Raw genomic sequence first — 15,958 nt, forward strand, 5'->3', positions numbered from 1 at the left:
ACTTACTTAGTCGCCGTAGGCAGCAGTTCAATTTCTACCCGACGGTTTTGGGCACGGCCACTGGACGTGCTGTTATCCGCAATGGGGTTACGTGGACCCATGCCTTGGGTGCGAATCCGGCTTGAAGGAATGCCAGAGTTCATAAAGAACCGTGCCACGCTGCCAGCACGCTCTTCAGACAGACGCTGGTTAGTTTCAAAGCTGCCGGTAGAGTCGGTAAAGCCGTTGATTTGCATCAGGGTTTTATCGAATTCTTTAGTTACTAGCGCTACGCTATCCAGCACACTGGTAAAACCAGATTGAATCACTGAGCTGCCAGTATCAAAGGTGATATTGCCGGGCATAATCAATTTGATGGTATCGCCAACACGCTGCACACCAACACCGGTGCCTTCAAGACGGGCACGCAGTTTGGCTTCTTGACGATCCATGTAATAACCGTAGCCACCACCGGCTGCCGCACCCGCTGCTGCACCGATCCAAGCACCTTGTTCGCGGTGATCTTTATCAGAAACCGCCGCACCGAGGATGGCACCACCCAATGCACCCCAGCCCGCCCCCTTGGCGGTGTTGCTGGCTTTCTCTTCACCAGTGTAAGGATCAACGCTACAGGCTGTGGCAAAAACTGCCGCCATGGTCAGTGTTGCTAAACGGCCTTTTGTGAACGTGGACATGTTGTTCTCCTGTTGTTAATTATGTGCCGAGGTTGAGAATCACGGTATTAACTATACAACACCCTGACAAAAACCCCAGCGGTGCGCGTGACAAAATTGCGAACCGCCGCACCTGAGCGATAAGACGCGCTTTATCATTAAGAGGTTCCCCATCGACGGCAGAAACCTTCGGTAGTATTTACTGATTAAGTTTTCCAGATTCGCACAGAAATATTGCAGCTTTAATGCGCCTTTCCTAGAGGTTCTATTAAGGTCGCCACTCGCCGTTGGCATCCGCATCAAAATAAATCGGATTACTTAGCGCCAGCGGCGTCATATCGGGCACCAGCATTTGATAAATTTCGCTGGCTGGGCCGTCCACCTCAACCACCAACCACGCATCTCCGCCAACCACAACCTCAACAACTTTGTGGTCGCCGGGGCTAACCGGTAATTGGCGATAAAGCTGGCCGTTTACCCAAATATTCAGGCGTTCAACATTCACCCAAGGGGCCGCTTCCACCTGAATATCCAAAGTGCCGCGATCGCTCGCAAGGGTATCGCCCATGCCGAACTGATTTCCCTTGTCATCTCTCAGCGTGAGCTTCAGCAGCGGGCCCGTAGTTAAATAGCTGTGGCCCTGCTTCAAGCTGCGTACAAAAGCTTTTTCATCCACTGGCGGCTTTATTGAACCGGGAAGATAAACATAGTTTCGCGGCAATCCGACAATCAATTGCAAGCCGTGAGAATCGCTATTACCGGTCGCCACTCGCTTCACGCCTTGGTTTAACAGCGAGAACCAGTCATTGCGCACAAAGGGATAGCGATCAAATTCTGAGCCGTTCAACACTTCCAGCAGGTCGAAATCCAGATCGCGTGCGCCGGTGGTCGGATCAATTTCCAGCAGACTGCGATTTGCCTCGCTGTCTAAGGGCTGACGCGGATCGTAGGCACGCCCCAAGGAAAGATGCTCAAAAAAAGCAGAATCCGCATCTAAACCATCAACACTGCGCGGATGATTAAGCTGGAAAACACTTTCAGGGTCGCGCTCCTTCGCCGCCGCAATCACCTCACCCAAGCGCCGGTTTTCAATCGGCACAATCCCGCCAGCAAAGGCTTTTTCATCAGGCTCTACTGGAAAGACATTGCTGTGGCCGATAGTGAATGGTGCTTTAGGCCCACGCGACATCCCGGTCAACTCACTACCGGTAATAAGCTGAACCTGCTCCTCAAGCCCCATGTCGGTAACCGTCTGCCGCTGATCAATATAGCGATTGTGCTCACTGGCCACTAACACCTCGGCACCCTGCGCAACAAAGCTGCGCACCCGCTCCTTTATAGGCAAGGCTGAATCAAAGCTTGCTCCGGAGTGAACATGCAAATCGGTGCTGCGCCAGTTTTCGCTATACCAGTGACGCACGGGAGCAACAATGGGTAAGCGACTGGTTTTGCCACCCACCACGCTGAGCAGATATTCTTTAACCTTGTACTCGATGCCACGCGCCACCAATACCCGGTACTGCCCCGGTGGCAAGGACACTTGCTTGGCATCGCTCTCGATACCGGCAAGATCGATCCGGTTAGTGCGCTGCTGCCCTTTTTGTAATTCCCCCGCGATACTGAAACCCAATAAATCATCGCCAAACGCGGGATCAGGGGTGTCGTTCATGCCAAAGAAATACAAACTCATGGGGATACCGCGAGGCAATTCTAGGCGGCCGTTGCGGCGGAAAATCCAGCGCCCGGTATCGTTGCGCTCGTCGGAAACCGAGATATCTCGACTGATGCGCTGCCCCCAAGGGGCAACCGCGTCAACCCGCACCCGATTCATATTTCTCGGCAGGCGAATATAAAAACTGCCATCGGCATCGGGGCGAGCCTGAGTAACGGGACGACCATAAGGGTCCCAAACCGAAAAAGACACATTGGTATAGTTGCTATAGCCGCGCAGTATTGGCCCGCGATAAACCTGATCGGTAATCGCGGCGACATCGCTGCGCTTGCCAATCCGCAGCCGGAACTTGGCCAGCATTCGCTCGCCACGCTTCAGATCCATAAATTTGTTCTGCAGCATGGAGAAGGTATCGAGCTTAACGCTCTGAAACCACAGCGGGCGGGTTAGCCAGCCGTGCATACTGTAATCGGGAAACACTGCCAAAAACGTGGGCAGACTTTGGCGCGAACCATTTTTGCCCAGCAACTCCACCGACTCCAACTGCACCCCGTAGCTGGCCTCAGTATCAAATAGCGTGGTGCCGACCAGAATATTCCAGTCGGCGGGCATCAACCCCGCCAGCAGCGATGAGGTATTGCTGCGATCAATTTTAAGTTGCTGAAACCCCAACGAGGCGTCCGGCATATAGCTAGACAGGGTATAGGGCGTCATTGAGGTATTGGTGTGCAGAGTAAAGAAACCGCTAATCCTAACTGGATCACCCTCTTTTACTCGCTCAATCAGCACCTCCATTTCGAGATTACTGGCATCGCGCTCAAGACGATAAGTAACGGTTTGGCGCAAACCATTTGCCTCACCCACCGCAATAATCTCTGCGGTATCGCCCTCAAGCTTCGCAGAAATAGTGCGCACCGGAATCGCCGTTTCCTTGGCCAATCCGGTCAGAATATTGGAGTAAGTCCATTGATCATTGCGCAGATCACAATGACTGTAATCAACCAGATTTCCACCACCGCGCACAATGCCGGTATCGTGCTCGACATCGCTAATGGCAACACATAACTCGCCATTAGATAACCACCAATCACCGATACCAGCCACGCCATCCGGCCCGCCCCGCGCCAAATCACCGATATTTTCCTCGGTGATCTGCAGCGCCGTCAGGCTGCGCGCTTTTGGCGCTTGTGACATCGGTTGTTCGTTGGCAAAAGCGCCTAATCCGGGCAACTCACCAGGCGGCAAATCCAACATCGGCGGCAGGCCAATCGCCGGCTGCGACGCCTCATCTTCTTGCGCAAGCAAGCCAGAAGAACCCGACAAACACAGAATAATTGCGCTGTGAATCATTACCCGCCGGGGTAACAACAATCCTTTGCCGCGCAGAAATGATTTCATGAAAGCTCCGTTAGGCGGCCATCACAAACAGAGAAATACTGGCACCCAAACCAACAATAAAGCTCAGCGAACGCAGCATGTCGATATTGGCGATATAGAACACGGGGTAGAGAATCCGCGCTGCCACAAAAATCATTGCCGCCATATCGGCATTGCCCTGAGCCACACCAGCCGCATGAGCAACCAACACACCACTGGCAAAAATAGGCAGCGCTTCCCAAGCGTTTTGCTGGGCAGCAACGGCGCGAGCACCGGCTCCTTCCAGTTGCAGGTATTGAGCGCGGGGGTGTTTATTATCCACCTTGCCCAGCTGCTTCATACGGAAATAACCACAGGCCCACGCCGTCACGATCGGCAGCAGACAGGCAATCAACAAACACCAAAACGCAATAGTCATAATTTCCCCACTCTTTTATTAGTTTTCGAGCAGCGCACAGAATCTTTTTCGCGACGCTGATATTGTGTTTTCGTGGAAAAGTCCTTCTGCGTATTTCTGCCATGTCCTTGGCAACAGTTCCGCGAGCGAATCAATATACCTTGCTAAGCGTCTGATCGCATTGCATAAAATGCGTCTCAGCCATATATTCTAAAATCAGATTATTTTAGAGAGCATTATCGGCGGAATAAATATGAGATACACCCTTCGGCAACTGGAAGTCTTTCTCGCCGCTGCCCACACGGAAAACATCACCCGTGCGGCAGACACCCTCGCCATGTCTCAGTCCGCCGCCTCCAGCGCCCTCAAAGATCTGGAGCAACAATTCTCCATTCAATTATTTGATCGTATCGGTAAACGGCTACAGCTTAATGAACTCGGGCGTGCGCTGCGTCCCCGCGCCCAAGCGCTATTAGATCAGGCTGCGCAACTGGAGCAGGGCTTTCGTCAGAATAATCGCGTGGGCGATCTTAAAGTCGGTGCCACCCTCACCGTCGGCAATTATCTGGCAGTCGATATCATGACCGAATTCATGCAGCGCTATCCCGATTCTCGCGTTGATCTTACCGTGGCCAATACCGCCGCCATCGGCCAGCGAGTTCTTAACTTTGATCTGGACGTTGGTCTGATTGAGGGCGAGCTGCACCACCCTGATTTGGAAATTAATCGCTGGTGCGAAGATGAATTATTACTTTTTTGTCGCCCCGACCACCCCTTTGTCGCACTGGAAACCCTGAGCACCGAGCACTTGCTTGAAGCCCAATGGATTCTGCGCGAAAGCGGCTCTGGCACCCGCCAGGCTTTTGACCGCGCCATGCACGATCTACTGCCCAAATTGGATATTCGTTTAGAATTGCAGCACACCGAGGCAATTAAGCGCGCCGTAGAAAAAAGCCTCGGTATTGGCTGCCTATCTCGCATCGCCCTTGAAGCGGAGTTGGAAACCGGGCGAATTGTTGAACTGAAAGCCCCGGAGCGGGATTTCACCCGCTATTTTTATTCTATTTTGCACCGGCAAAAATACCGCAGCGAGGGCATCGCCCGCTGGCTGGAGCTATGCGAAAGCTTTGCCCAGCAGACGGAAACCTCTGATTAATTACCGCATTTACGATCTTAAAACCGCAATTTTAAGCGCCAGTAAAAATCGGCCCGCAGATTTTCCAAACGCTCGGCGTCACTCACATCGTCGGCAAGAGGCGCTGCGGCGATCAACTCACTACTTAAACCCCAATCACTTACCACGCCTAAACGAAGACCGGCATCGCTAGCGTTTTGACTGTCACTCAAATCCGGACGGGCATCTTCAAACCAAGCCGCGCCCCACTCGGCAAAGGCCGCCGTTGTAAACTGCAACGTCCCCCAATACCAATCGCGTTGCATCGCAATATTCAGCAGATAACCCGAATCGCCCAATAAGGCTCCCGGCAACCAGGCACTCAAACCATTCATGCCACCCAACACCCATTGCTGCTGTTGGGGAAGCTGCACATCGTTGGCAAATTGCCCGGTGAAAAGCGCGGTACTGCGCCACTGCTGTGGCCATTCCAATTTATAAGCGAGCTGGGGTGCAAGGGTGACGAAATCCGCCTGACGCCGGCCAATACCCACCCCGTCACTTGTGTCCGTGCCCAAGCTGCCCTCGTTATCACTCAAGCCGACATTCACCCCCAACTCCGCTCGCAGCGAAGCCCGTTGGCCAAAATGCTGCCCGCGCCACGCATAGCGAGTACCTAGACCCAATGTGGCGTAACGCTCTTCCAGCAATCGCTCTCCGGCCTCGGTTTCAATGCTTGAATCCACATATTCCAGTTGCTGAAATACGGTAATGCGCCGCGCCGGATTACTGCGCAGCACCTGCTCGCCCTGCAAAGCAACACGCCCAACTTCTGCATCCAGATCAAAAATATTCGTCGTCGCTGAAGTACAGGCAATTCCCAGCAATTCACACAGGAGGTTTGACTCAGCCGCTTGGGTGACGCCCAATTCCCGGCTATAGCTCAGGTAAGAGCCCGATATACCATACAAGCCAAAACGAGTTGCCCGCTGATAGCGCAAGTCCGCTTGGTGGTAATCATCACCCTGATTCGACTCACCCAAATCCGTCAACGCGGTTTGGTAGCTACCGGAAAATTCGCTGCCATCCGGAAGCCGCTGCACCACATTCGCTTCGGCAAAATACCGGCCCAGAAATCGGCTGCCGCGATTATCCAGCGACATTTGAAACTCGGTAGCCTGGTAATCCGCTGCCGGCCGCGAAACCAGCTCCATAATGACTTTGTCATCGTCGTGCTGCTCAAAGCTAACGGCATAATCCAAACCAGCACGATCAGCGCGCCAATCAGCTAAAACCCGCGCCCGGTCGAATTCCGCCATCTGCAAATCGGCATCGCCAACCAAACCTTGAAAATGCGCTGCAATCCCTTTTTCTCCGCGCACCCCAGACAAGGTGTTTTGCTTTACCAACACGGTCACGGTGTCGCCCACCCGGAAATAGCGCACGCCAACCAGCAAATGACCGGCGTTATAGTATTGGCGCGTCAGTTCGGTAATGGCCGCAGAGGGGCTAGTCGCCGCATCCAACAATGCTTGTACTTGCGCGGCCGAAAGTGCGGTATTGCCAATTACGCGCAAGGTCACACCAGCGATGGTCGCCTGCTGAACCCGGCTTTGATCGAGAAAAGCGCTGGCCTCGATTTGGCTTTGCGTAGCCAATTGAGGGGGCAGCACCGGAGGTAAATCGATGGCCATTTCGTTTCCTTAAGAGCTTTAAATTCAGAGAGGAAGGAATGTGCTTAAAACAAGCGTAGTGAACTTAGTCGGTAAGCATCCGCAAAGTTACCCGGCGCTCGGAAGCCTGCTCGCCCGCTGCGGCAACCAAAGTATCGCCATAGCCCTTCGCTGAAAGCCGTTGGGGAGGCACACCGCGACTGACCAGATAATCAATCACCGCATCGGCCCGCGCTTCCGAGAGCGCAATATTGTGGCGGGCATTACCGGTGGCATCGGCATAGCCATGAATCTCAAGCTTGCGGCTTGCTCTGGCCAACATCATTCCGGCAAGGCGATCCAATTGCGGATGATCGGCGGGCTGAATATCGCTGCGATCTAACTGAAAAAAGATGGCCGTTTCAAACAAGGCATCCGCCCCCGCCAACACGCAGCCATTCGCCATAACCTGCGATTGCGCCGGGGTGTAAGCACATTGATCTTCTCCGTCACAAACACCATCACGATCTTCATCCCGACAAGCCAGTTTTACCTGTGGGCTTCCCCCTTTGTACTCGGCCTCGGGCAGGCTGGGTGCCGAAAGCGCAGGCTGATCGCCACTGCCATTTACCGGATTTGCCGCTGCGCTTGGCGTAAAAAGTGCCGTGGCGGCAGGCTCATCCATGCTCAGTAAATCACCGAGTTGGGTATCGCTCATACCCAAGGCGCTGTCTTGTGGCAATAACAGATCGGCCAAGGGCTGGGTTTGCAAACCGCTATCCAAGGCCACGACTAAGGCGCGAACATCAAGATTGGTCGACTGCGCCAAGGGATCGAGCAAGGCCCACAAACCCAGGCGCTGACCTAATTGCTCCAACAAGCCACCCTCGGCCTGAACTGCCGGACTCAGCGTCAAACCGACAAAAACTACGCTGGCAATCCGATGCCATAAACGCTTTTTCAAAAACATGCCCGTCAATTTCCTATCAATGGCTTGCTGCACTTTGCTTAAACACCCTGCTTCAACACGCCAGCCTTGGCCAGCGCAAATTCCTCATCGCTCAAACTACCTGACCGGTGCATGGCCTCGAGCTTTTGCAACTTCTCTAAAATGGCATCCGCCGCATTCTCTGGCGCCGCTTGCTCGGCCACAACTTGTGACGTACTGGGCTGCGAGGTATTAGCCTGCGCCACATTTTCCGCGGGTTCAGCGGGCTTCACCAAGCCCAACCACTGCCCAATTTTGCGGAATACGCGAATAATTCCGCGCCACAATTTCGGCAACAGCCAGATCAACAGAATGATAAAAATAATAAAGGCAATCAAGAACAGCACCGGGTGATTCAGTGCCGCCCACAAACCGCCAAATACCGCCAAATCTTCCGTTATCGACGCCGTCCAATTGGTCACCGGTTCCGGCGAGGTATTGATCATCACCCGAGTGCTGGCCTTGGCCGCGTGAGTTACCCCGGTAACCGAGCCGCCGACCAAGGCCGCTGCCAGTTCCATTCCGGGGCCGACATCACCCACCGTGCTGGCCGCCAGCAAAGCCCCTGCGGGAATTCGCACAAAGGTGTGAATGGCATCCCAGCCGGTATCCACGCCGGGTATTTTGTCGGCAAAGAACTCCACCGCATACATCAGGCCCGCCGCCAAAATCACCATCGGCTCCTGCACAATCTGCAAATCTTCCGGCAGCACCACACTGCCCGTGGCCCCGCCCAAGCCCAACATAAGAATGGCCGCGTACAAATTCAGGCCACTGGCCCAAGCCACGCCCATCGTCAAAGACAAAGTGCTAATAAGTGTTTGATATTCTTCCACGATGGTCTCTCCCTCGGTGACCCAATGCGTCATGTATTTCGACAGCTTCAGTCACTACTTTTATCACTGATAACAGTAATCTGTGCATCTTATATAAGCAGCTAATGTAACGTATCCAGCGGGAGAATGGCATGTCAGACGATGATAGTTACCCACGCAACCCCGATTACGGGAAAGGCTGCTATCGCCGGCGAATTCTTCTAAGCGCGAGCGAGGGCCAAACCCGCGGCGACTTGGAAGACGATAACCACGGCTTTTGCGTCACAGTCCGTCACGATGGCCAATACATTACGGCTATAGAAGCAGAAACGCGTCGCACACCATTTACGACCTGCTCAGGAGCCGGCGATCCCTTACAAAAGCTGGTGGGTTTAAAGCTGACCGACAATAGCGCGGAGCTTATTCTACAAACTCAGCCCCAAGCCAACTGCACCCACTTATTCGACCTAAGCATACTGGCCATCTGCCAGACCGCCCGTTTTCTGAATACCGGCGAAAGCCAGCGCCAATACGATATCCGCCTTGAAGATCAGCAAGCTGAAGGCTCGGCCAACTGCGAAATTTTCCGGGATGGCCAACGGATTCACCACTGGCAAACCCGCGACTGGGTGATTCAATCACCTTCGGCGCTGGCCGGAAAAGTGCTGTTTAAAGGCTTTAAGGATTGGGCTTCACAAACCTTTAGCGGTGATGAGGCCGAAGCCGCCTTTGCTTTGCAAAAAGGCTATTTTGTCGGCAATGCCCGTCAGTACAATCTGAGATCACTGATTGGCGAAACCGCCGACTCCCACCGCGAGTATATGTACGGCGTGTGCTATACCTATACCTCACCGCAGATTGAAAAAGCGGTACGGATTACCGACTCGATCCGAGATTTCACCGACACGCCAGAGCAACTTTTACGGTTCTCTAACTGAGATGTACAGCGCTATAGCACAACAAAACCGCACTGCGGCGTCACACTACGCCGGTAGGCACAATTACGCATTACGCCCAAGCTGGGGATTACGTACAGTGGAACCATGGTCAAAGGACGAGATGTCCGCCAACCCCCTCCATAGTAGCACCCCCGCTTGGCACCCACCCCTGGGTGCTTTTTTTATGCCTAGCGCTTTTGTACCATGCCTATTACTCAGGAATTGGCATCTGATAACAAGACCCGGCGCGCCTTTCAACGCACAATGCCCCGCTTTTCCTGAAGTGGCGCCCAAAGCTCATTTCCGGCAACCGCCCCTTATGGTTTTATTGGAGAGACCTAATGAACAGCCACACTGACGCCAGCAAAACCACAATGGCAAAAATTCTGGAGCGCCAACGCCGCGCCCAAACTGTTGGCGGCGCCGTAAGCGCAGATATGCGCCAAGATCGTCTGCAACGCCTGATCGATCTGGTATTCGATAACCGCGATGCGCTGGTTGCCACTTTGTCAGAAGACTTCGGCCACCGCAGCAGCCATCAATCGCTGATGTCTGATATTTACGCCACCATCGAATGCCTCAAACACAGCAAAAAACACCTGCGCAGCTGGATGAAAGCGGAAAAACGCAAAGCCCCCGTACCGCTGAATGTGATGGGCGCCAAGGCGTGGATTGAATATCAACCCAAAGGCGTGGTGGGCATTATCGGCACCTGGAACTTCCCTATTAACACCGTACTTGGGCCACTGGCTGGGGTCTTTGCGGCGGGCAACCGGGCAATGATCAAATGCTCTGAAATCACGCCCAAAACTGCCGAATTGCTCGCTCGCCTGATTGCCAATAAATTTGCCGAAGAAGAGCTGACCGTGATTCTGGGCGGCCCCGAAGTGGGCGCCGAATTCTCTGCACTGCCCTTCGACCACATTATTTTTACCGGCGCCACCAGCATTGGCCGTCATATTTTACGCGCTGCCTCAGAAAATCTGGTTCCCGTTACACTGGAGCTGGGCGGTAAATCTCCCGTTGTAATTAGCGACAATTACGATTTGAACAGCGCCGCCGAACGCATTATTAACGGCAAAATTTTGAATGTGGGCCAAGTGTGCCTATCGCCGGATTACATCTTTGTACCCGAAGGCAAACTGGAAGCACTGGTGGAGGCGATTATGGCCCACCTCAACACCCTGTTCAGCGATCTGGTTGATAATCCCGACTATTCGTCTGTGGTCAACGAGCGCCACTACCAGCGCCTGCTGTCCTATTTGGAAGATGCCCGAAATAACAACGCCGACGTGCGTGAATTCAATCCAAACAACGAAGACTTCACCAAGCAGCAGGGCACCCACAAACTGCCCCTAACGCTGATCATTAACCCTGCCGATGAACTTAAAGTCTCTCAAGACGAACTGTTTGGCCCGCTGCTGTGCATTCGCAGTTACAAGCGCATCACCGACTGCATTGAATACATCAATGCCCGTCCACGCCCGCTAGCGCTGTACTACTTTGGCAACGATCAAGCCGAACAACGTCATGTGCTGGATCACACCGTCTCCGGCGCAGTGACCATTAACGATGTTATTTTCCACGTTAGCTGTGAAGACCTGCCCTTTGGCGGCATCGGCCCCAGCGGCATGGGCAACTACCACGGCGTTGACGGTTTCCGCACCTTTAGCCACGCCAAAGCGATTTACAAGCAGAGTAAAATCAATCTGCAAAAACTTGGCGGCATGCTGCCACCCTATGGTGAAAAGTGCGATAAGACCCTGAACACCATGATTAAAAAATAAAACACGGCTTCATTTTTAGAGCGAAGTATATTCCGCGCTGACGTTATCGCTTATTCTTAGCCCATGTAAAAAAACCTTGGGCATGTGTTTTGACAAAGCAAGCAACAGCCACCCCGCAGAGCAGTGCGGTGCTGGGATGGCGCGAGTGGCTTGAGCTTCCAGAACTGGGCATCAAGCAAATCAAAGCCAAGATTGATACTGGCGCCCGCAGCTCTTCGCTGCACGCCTACGACATCCAATGCGAAACCGTGGACGGCCAGAAGTGGGTGAACTTTAAAGTTCATCCACATCAGCACAATGACGGCGATCCGGTAAACTGCCGCGCACCGGTCAAAGATTACCGCCAAGTCACCGACTCCGGTGGTCATCGCAGTATGCGCTACGTGATTGAAACCACGATTTCGCTGGGTGGCGAATTGTTAACGGCTGAGATTACGCTGGCAGACCGCTCCGATATGCTGTTTCGAATGCTATTGGGGCGCACCGCCATGAACGGCCGCTATCTGGTCAATCCCGCCAGCTCCTATTGTCTAGGCAAGCCCACGGCAACAATGACAACAAGCTCTACCTAACAATAAGTGCTTTGGAGACAAGCATGAAAATCGCCATTCTGTCGCGCAACAGCCGCCTTTACTCCACCAAGCGACTGGTGGAAGCCTGCCAAAAACGCGGCCACGAAGTGCGCGTACTGGACACCCTTAAATGCTATATGGAGCTCAATACTTCTGAGCCCGCTGTTTGGTACAAAGGCGAAAAACTGGAAGGGTTTGACGCCGTGATTCCCCGCATTGGCGCCAGCATTACCATGTACGGCCTCGCCGTAATCCGTCAGTTTGAAATGATGGGCACCTACAGCCTGACCGAATCGGTGGCACTGGGTCGCTCACGCGACAAACTCCGCGCCCTGCAATTACTGTCGCGCAAAAAGCTCGGCATGCCTATTACCAGCTTCGCCCACGATGTACACAACACCAAAGAGCTGATCAAACTGGTTGGCGGTGCGCCGCTGGTGGTAAAACTGCTGGAAGGCACACAAGGTCGCGGCGTAGTACTGGCCGAAACCGCCAAGGCGGCAGAATCGGTTATCGACGCCTTTCGTGAACTTAAAGCCGATTTTTTGGTGCAAGAATTTATCAAAGAAGCCGGCGGCTCAGATGTTCGCTGCCTGGTCATTGGCAAGCGTGTCGTTGCCGCCATGCAGCGCAATGCCGCTAGCGGCGAATTCCGCTCTAATCTTCACCGGGGCGGCACTGCCGAACTCACTCGCCTCACTCCCGCCGAGCGCGCCACCGCCGTAAAAGCCGCACAAATTATGGGCTTAAACGTAGCCGGGGTGGATATTCTCCGCTCCTCTCGCGGGCCGCTGATTATGGAAGTGAATTCCTCGCCGGGCCTAGAAGGCATCGAAACCGCCAGCAAAAAAGATATTGCCGGTGAAATCGTGAAATTTATTGAAGAAAACGCCGCCCCCAATCGCAATCGTACCCGCGGCAAGGGCTAAGAGACTCGGAAAACAGCGTGACTGAAACACCCACTCCAAGCCGGCGACGCAAACCCAAACACAAACCGGTCAGCATCGCCGGACAAAATATTCTCCCCGCCAGCCGGACGCAAATAGAACTGCCGGTCGCCAAGCTCTACACCCATACCGAGCTGTCGATCACCATTAAAGCCGTTCGCGGCAAACAGGACGGCCCCACCCTGTTTGTTAGCGCCGCCATCCACGGCGATGAAATTAACGGCGTAGAAATTGTGCGCCGCCTGCTTGAGCACCGCTCTTTGCGCTCGCTGCGCGGCACACTGGTCGCCATTCCCGTCGTCAACGTTCACGGCTTTTTGAATACCGAGCGATATCTGCCCGATGGCCGCGACTTAAATCGCTCATTCCCCGGCTCACCCAAAGGCTCGCTGGCCGGTCGCATTGCCCACAGTTTTCTCAACGATGTGGTGCGACACTGCGACTACGGCATTGACCTGCATACCGGCGCGCGCCACCGCAGCAATCTGCCGCAAATACGCGCCGACTTGAAAGACCCAACCACCTTGGCTATGGCCGAATCTTTTGGCGCACCGGTGCTGCTGCACTCCCGCACCCGAGACGGCTCCCTGCGCGAAGTCGCCACCGATGAAAATATTCCGGTGCTGTTATACGAGGCAGGGGAAGCGTTGCGCTTTGACGAAGTGGCCATCCGCGCTGGCGTATCCGGCATTATTAATGTCATGCGCCATATTGGTATGCTACCCGCCTCGCGCCGTAAAAAACCCAACCGCAAACCCATGCTCACCAACCAATCCTTCTGGGTGCGAGCCGGCGTCAGCGGCGTATTGCGCGCCCTTATTCCGCTGGGCAGTCTGGTGAATAAAGACGATGTCATCGGTATTATCTCCGACCCCATGGATGACAAAAACACCGATACGCCAGTCATCGCCTCGGACTCCGGCATTGTTATCGGCCGTAGCTTTCTGCCGCTGGTCTACGAAGGTGACGCCTTATTCCATATCGCCAAATACCGTGGCGACACTGATGACGCCCAAAGCAATATCGACGAATTCCGGCAGGAATTTGAACCCGACCCCGACAAGAGCCATAGCTACGACCCACCAATAGCGGGCTGAAAAGAAAAAAGCCCTTTAGGGGTAAAGGGCAAGAGGGGTATACGGAGAGAGCCGTATAGTTGAAAAGGGCAGAGACCTGGGTGGTCGTATGTCTTTCACAGTTCTTACTTTAATCCTTGGCCTTCCCTTTATAAAATCGATTGACTCAATTACATTAATAGCCATTAGCTATTAATCCACCACGATTACAACGAATCATGATGATCAAACTCCGCGACCTGCAATATCTCGACGCCGTGGTCGAGCACCAACATTTTGGCCGAGCAGCAGAAGCCTGCTTTGTCAGCCAGCCCACCCTGAGCGGGCAAATTATGAAGCTCGAAGAGCAGCTTGGGCTGACCTTATTCGAACGCCATCGCAAGAAAGTCATGCTGACACCCGCCGGCACTGCTCTGATTGATCAGGCCCGTAAAGTATTGCGCGCAGCACAGGAATTTGAAGAAACCGCTCGCGCCCTGCTCGACCCACTCAGCGGTGATTTTCATCTCGGTTTAATTCCCACGGTTGGCCCTTATTTACTGCCGCACATCATGGGCCCTCTCACGGAAAAACTGCCCAATATTAATTTCTATCTGCATGAAGGCCAGACCCATCAACTGATGCAAATGTTGGATGAAGGCAAACTCGATGCGGTGATTCTGTCGTGGATGGATACCTTTAATAATGTCGAGCGCTATTCCCTGTTCAATGAACCATTGCTACTTGCCCTACCCAACTCTCACCCACTGAGTAAAAAGCAATCACCAACCCTCAAGGATCTGGATAAGCAGCTTATATTGACCCTTGAAGACGGCCATTGCCTGCGCGATGAAACCATGGATTATTGCTTTACCGCCGGTGCTGAAGAAGACCAACATTTCCGCGCCACCAGCTTGGAAACCCTGCGCTATATGGTGGGTAACCAACGCGGCATCACCCTGATGCCAGAGTTGGCCATGCGCGAAAGCGATGCCCAAAGCGGGCTGAGCTATCGCCGCTTTGCCAAGCCCGAGCCCACCCGTGAAATTTGTCTACTGGTGCGCCCCAACTATTCTCGGCTGGAAAGTGTTCGTGCCATGGTCGGCTGCATTCGAGAGGCCATTACCCCAAAGTTGGAAAGCGCCAAATAAGACCTAAAGCGCCAAGCAAAGCCGCGTAAAACGCCTTGAGGATTCCCTCAGCGGCTTCATGTGGATAGAATTCGCACTTTGAATTTTGTCCGGAGTCTCAAATGGGCCGCGCCTACCAAAACCGAAAAGTCGCCATGGCAAAAACTGCGGCGGCAAAAACCAAGGTCTACAGTAAATACGGCCGTGAAATCTATGTTGCTGCCAAAGCCGGCGGCGCCGACCCCGATGGCAACCTGACCCTGCGCAGCCTGCTTGATCGCGCCAAGAAAGATCAGGTGCCCAGCCACGTTATCGACAAAGCGCTGGAAAAAGCCCAAGGCGGCGCTGGTGAGGACTTTTCTCCAGCACGTTATGAAGGCTTTGGCCCCGGCAATGTGATGGTCATTGTCGACTGCCTAACCGATAACCCCAACCGGACGTTTGGCGATGTGCGCCTGTGCTTCACCAAAACCAAATGTAAAATCGGCACCCCCGGCGTAGTCGGCCATATGTTTGACCACGTTGCCATTTTGTCTTTCCCCGGCGAAGACGAAGAAGCGGCACTGGAAGCACTGATGATGGCTGACGTCGATGTGTCTGACATCGAATGCGAAGACGGCAAAATCACCGTATTTGCCCCGCACACCGATTTCTTTAAAGCCAAGCAAGCGCTGCTGGATCAATTCGGTGCAATCGAATTTGATACCGAAGAAATTCAGTTTGTGCCGCAAACCACGGTAGAAATTGGCCCCGATGATATGGCCATGTTCGACAAATTTATGGATATGCTGAACGACCTAGACGACGTTCAGAACGTATTCCACAACGCCGAATTACCTGACGACGAAGAATAAAACAGCG

General features: G+C 53.6%; 14 protein-coding genes. 8 read left to right on the top strand and 6 right to left on the bottom strand.

Features of this window, described 5'->3' with window-relative positions; genetic code table 11:
- Positions 1–2: 2 nt before the first annotated feature.
- The 3 genes from IB286_RS00485 to IB286_RS00495 all read right to left on the bottom strand — a co-directional run bounded on the left by IB286_RS00485 (position 3) and on the right by IB286_RS00495 (position 4,120).
- On the bottom strand, positions 3–674 hold the full coding sequence (locus IB286_RS00485) for an OmpA family protein (protein ID WP_190761703.1): 672 nt from the start codon (positions 672–674) through the stop codon (positions 3–5).
- Between the two features lie 247 nt (positions 675–921).
- Positions 922–3,723: a CehA/McbA family metallohydrolase gene (locus IB286_RS00490; RefSeq protein WP_190761704.1), complete on the bottom strand. Its 2,802-nt coding sequence runs from the start codon at positions 3,721–3,723 to the stop codon at positions 922–924.
- 10 nt (positions 3,724–3,733) lie between these two features.
- Positions 3,734–4,120, bottom strand: coding sequence for an MAPEG family protein (locus tag IB286_RS00495; RefSeq protein ID WP_190761705.1), 387 nt, complete (start codon positions 4,118–4,120; stop codon positions 3,734–3,736).
- Positions 4,121–4,352: 232 nt separating this feature from the next.
- Here IB286_RS00495 and IB286_RS00500 point away from each other — a divergent pair, with 232 nt between their 5' ends.
- Positions 4,353–5,255 (top strand): LysR family transcriptional regulator, encoded by a 903-nt coding sequence (locus IB286_RS00500; RefSeq protein WP_190761706.1) that lies wholly within the window; start codon positions 4,353–4,355, stop codon positions 5,253–5,255.
- Positions 5,256–5,272: 17 nt separating this feature from the next.
- Here the strand turns inward: IB286_RS00500 and IB286_RS00505 are convergent, their stop codons facing one another.
- The 3 genes from IB286_RS00505 to IB286_RS00515 all read right to left on the bottom strand — a co-directional run bounded on the left by IB286_RS00505 (position 5,273) and on the right by IB286_RS00515 (position 8,722).
- Entirely contained in the window at positions 5,273–6,907 is a 1,635-nt protein-coding gene (locus IB286_RS00505; RefSeq protein WP_190761707.1) for a ShlB/FhaC/HecB family protein, read from the bottom strand.
- A gap of 64 nt (positions 6,908–6,971) precedes the next feature.
- Positions 6,972–7,835, bottom strand: a complete 864-nt coding sequence (locus IB286_RS00510; RefSeq protein WP_190761708.1) for an OmpA family protein — start codon at positions 7,833–7,835, stop codon at positions 6,972–6,974.
- Positions 7,836–7,873: 38 nt separating this feature from the next.
- On the bottom strand, positions 7,874–8,722 hold the full coding sequence (locus IB286_RS00515; RefSeq protein ID WP_190761709.1) for a DUF4126 domain-containing protein: 849 nt from the start codon (positions 8,720–8,722) through the stop codon (positions 7,874–7,876).
- Between the two features lie 98 nt (positions 8,723–8,820).
- Here IB286_RS00515 and IB286_RS00520 point away from each other — a divergent pair, with 98 nt between their 5' ends.
- The 7 genes from IB286_RS00520 (at position 8,821) to IB286_RS00550 (ending at position 15,951) form a co-directional block, all read left to right on the top strand.
- Positions 8,821–9,606: a DUF2889 domain-containing protein gene (locus IB286_RS00520; RefSeq protein WP_190761710.1), complete on the top strand. Its 786-nt coding sequence runs from the start codon at positions 8,821–8,823 to the stop codon at positions 9,604–9,606.
- A gap of 341 nt (positions 9,607–9,947) precedes the next feature.
- The gene (locus tag IB286_RS00525; RefSeq protein WP_190761711.1) at positions 9,948–11,393 is read left to right on the top strand and encodes a coniferyl aldehyde dehydrogenase; all 1,446 of its coding nucleotides are present in this window, start codon (positions 9,948–9,950) and stop codon (positions 11,391–11,393) included.
- Positions 11,394–11,482: 89 nt separating this feature from the next.
- Positions 11,483–11,965 (top strand): ATP-dependent zinc protease family protein, encoded by a 483-nt coding sequence (locus tag IB286_RS00530; protein ID WP_190761712.1) that lies wholly within the window; start codon positions 11,483–11,485, stop codon positions 11,963–11,965.
- Positions 11,966–11,988: 23 nt separating this feature from the next.
- Entirely contained in the window at positions 11,989–12,894 is a 906-nt protein-coding gene (rimK, locus tag IB286_RS00535) for a 30S ribosomal protein S6--L-glutamate ligase (RefSeq protein WP_190761713.1), read from the top strand.
- A 17-nt stretch (positions 12,895–12,911) separates the two neighbouring features.
- Entirely contained in the window at positions 12,912–14,009 is a 1,098-nt protein-coding gene (locus IB286_RS00540) for a succinylglutamate desuccinylase/aspartoacylase family protein (RefSeq protein WP_190761714.1), read from the top strand.
- A 197-nt stretch (positions 14,010–14,206) separates the two neighbouring features.
- Positions 14,207–15,118 carry a DNA-binding transcriptional regulator OxyR gene (oxyR, locus tag IB286_RS00545; protein ID WP_223826030.1) on the top strand — a complete coding sequence of 304 codons (912 nt, stop codon included), beginning with the start codon at positions 14,207–14,209 and terminating at the stop codon, positions 15,116–15,118.
- Positions 15,119–15,219: 101 nt separating this feature from the next.
- Positions 15,220–15,951, top strand: a complete 732-nt coding sequence (locus IB286_RS00550) for a YebC/PmpR family DNA-binding transcriptional regulator (RefSeq protein ID WP_190761715.1) — start codon at positions 15,220–15,222, stop codon at positions 15,949–15,951.
- The last annotated feature ends 7 nt before the right edge of the window (positions 15,952–15,958 follow it).

Origin of the sequence: Spongiibacter pelagi (assembly GCF_014705705.1) — a bacterium.
Classification (GTDB): domain Bacteria; phylum Pseudomonadota; class Gammaproteobacteria; order Pseudomonadales; family Spongiibacteraceae; genus Spongiibacter; species Spongiibacter pelagi.